The following is a 2,396-nucleotide window of genomic DNA, read 5'->3' on the forward strand; positions in this document are numbered from 1 at the left end:
GCCCCGTCCAGATCCGCGAACGCCTCCCCGCGCCACAGCCGCAGCGCCGCGTCGAAGGCGCGGACGGCCTCAGCCGGCTGCTGCTCGTCCAGCAGCTCCCGCCCGCGGGCAACGCCCGCCTCGAACGCCGCCACATCCGTCTCCGCGCCGGTCAGCCGGTATCCGTCGCCGACCCGCTGCAGCGCCTCCCGATGCTCGGCTCCCAGCGCCCGCCGCAACCGCGACACGTACGCCTGCAGCGACACCTCCGGGCTGGCCGGCGGATCATCACCCCACACCGCCGCCGTCAGCGCGTCCCCGCCCACCGGCCGGCCACCGGCCGCGATGAGCGCGGTGACGAGCCGGCGCGGCAACGGACCGCCCAGATCGAGGACGACGCGGCCCGCGCCGAGCTCGGTCGGCCCGAGAACGCGGCAGCTCAGCACGGGTGGAGCATACAAACGCAGGCCGCTTGCAGGCAGTCTGCAAGCCGACCCGCGCACCCTGAGCCCATGACGACCACAACCGCACGCGTAGACACCTGGGAGATGGTGCTCGTGCACCGGGTGTTCCGGCGCGAGTTCCGCATCCTGCCCGCCCTGATCCGCGCGGTGCCGCCCGGCGACACCGCCCGCGCCGAGACCATCGGCTCGCACCTGGCCAACGTGGCCGGGGCGCTGCACCACCACCACGAGGCCGAGGACGAACTGCTCTGGCCGGTCATGCTCGACCGCGTCGGGCTGCGCGCCGACCTCGTGCACCGGATGGAGGCGCAGCACGAACGCCTGGCCGGCCTGCTCACCCGCATCGACGACCTGACCGCCCGCTGGCGCGCGCAGGCCGCCGCCGACGTCCGCGACGAGCTCGCGGACGTGCTGGCCCAGGCGTCCGGCGCCCTCGACGAACACCTGGGCGACGAGGAACGCGAGCTGCTCCCGCTGGTGTCGGAGCACGTGACCCCGGCCGAATGGAACGCCCTCAACGAGCGGGGCCGCGAAGCGATCCCGAAGAACAAACTGGCGCTGGTCTTCGTCGGCGCGATCCTCGAGGAGGCGAGCCCGCGGGAGCGCAAGATGTTCCTCGCGCAGCTGCCCGGGCCGGCCCGGCTGCTGTGGCGAATTGTCGGGCCGCGCACCTACGCGAAATCACGGGACAGCATCCGCCGCGGCTGACATGGTCGTCGGGTGCAGCTCGACATCACTTCAGCGGCCGAACGCCCGGACCGGCGTCCCCTTTGGTCCGAGCTCGCAGGACTGTGGCCGCGATTCATGACCCAGGACGAGAGCGGCGGGTTCTTCTACGGCTACGAGTTCGACCACTACCCGGAGTTCCAGCTCCTGGCCGTGGACACCGACACCGGCGAAGCCGTGGCGAAGGCGCACTCGGTGCCGCTGAGCTTCCCCGGCACGATCGCCGACGGGCTGCCGGAACACGGCTGGGACTGGGCGGTCCGGCAGGCCGCCCACGACCGGCTCCGCGGCAACGCACCGGCGATCGTCTCGGCCCTGGAGATCATGGTGCGGCCGGACCTGCGCGGCCACGGGCTGGCCGCCCGCATGCTGGCGGCCCTGCGGGCCAACACGGCGGCCCGAGGCTTCCAAGACCTGATCGCACCGGTCCGGCCGACCGGCGCCCAGGGCAAAAGCATCGACACGTACGCGTACGAGCAGCGTCCGGACGGCCTCCCGGTCGACCCGTGGCTGCGCGTGCACGTCCGGGAGGGGGGCCGGATCGTGAACGTGGCGCACACCAGCATGGTGATGGTGGGCACGCTCGAGGACTGGCGCGGGTGGACGGGCCTGCCGTTCGACACCGCGGGGGCGGTGACGGTGCCGCATGCGCTCGGGCCGGTGTACTGCGACGTGGCCGGGAACCGGGCGGTCTACGTGGAGCCCAACGTCTGGGTGCACCACCAGCTCTGAGCTGTTGGCCCGGACAGCGTTTGCTGACGCTTCCGGCCCGGCCCGGCCTGCTCGGCCTTGGCCGGCTCGGCCCCTGCCCGGCTCGGCCCCTGCCCGGCCCTGCCCCTGCCCTGCCCGGCATCGCCCGGCCTGGCCCTGCTCGGCTTCGGCCGGGCCTGGTCGGCGTTTGCTGACGCTTTCGACCCGGTTCGGCTCGGTCAGCGTTCGGCGACGCGGACTATGTCGCCGGGGCGGACCGAGAGCAGGACGACTGCGCGGCCGCCGTTCACCGCGATCGCCACGCGGCCGGCCGAGTCCTCGTACACGATCATCTCGCCCTGCTGGGCATCCGCGAAGGTCTGGGCGCGCCGGGCCTTGACCCCGCCGATCACCAGGTCCGGGCTCAGTCCGGACAGCGTCGCGCCGCCGGCCGCGAGCTGCACGTTGCCGAAGCGGTCGACGGTGAGCACCTCGGCCTCGAGCCAGCCGTCGCCGACCGCCACGACCGGATCGGGC

At 73.5% G+C, this 2,396-nt stretch carries 4 protein-coding genes; 2 read left to right on the top strand and 2 right to left on the bottom strand.

Annotated elements, in window-relative coordinates; all coding sequences use genetic code 11:
• Positions 1-425, bottom strand: a 425-nt coding sequence (locus tag AB0C29_RS43755) for a BTAD domain-containing putative transcriptional regulator (protein ID WP_360833611.1), incomplete at its 3' end; no start/stop codon positions are given.
• Between the two features lie 66 nt (positions 426-491).
• Here AB0C29_RS43755 and AB0C29_RS43760 point away from each other — a divergent pair.
• Complete coding sequence (locus AB0C29_RS43760; protein WP_360833613.1) at positions 492-1,151, top strand: hemerythrin domain-containing protein; 660 nt, start codon at positions 492-494, stop codon at positions 1,149-1,151.
• A 96-nt stretch (positions 1,152-1,247) separates the two neighbouring features.
• Positions 1,248-1,901 (top strand): N-acetyltransferase, encoded by a 654-nt coding sequence (locus tag AB0C29_RS43765; RefSeq protein WP_360833615.1) that lies wholly within the window; start codon positions 1,248-1,250, stop codon positions 1,899-1,901.
• Positions 1,902-2,098: 197 nt separating this feature from the next.
• Here the strand turns inward: AB0C29_RS43765 and AB0C29_RS43770 are convergent.
• The coding region (locus AB0C29_RS43770; protein WP_360833617.1) for an SAM hydroxide adenosyltransferase at positions 2,099-2,396 on the bottom strand (298 nt) is incomplete at its 5' end.

The organism is Actinoplanes sp. NPDC048791, assembly GCF_040650095.1.
Taxonomy (GTDB): domain Bacteria; phylum Actinomycetota; class Actinomycetes; order Mycobacteriales; family Micromonosporaceae; genus Actinoplanes.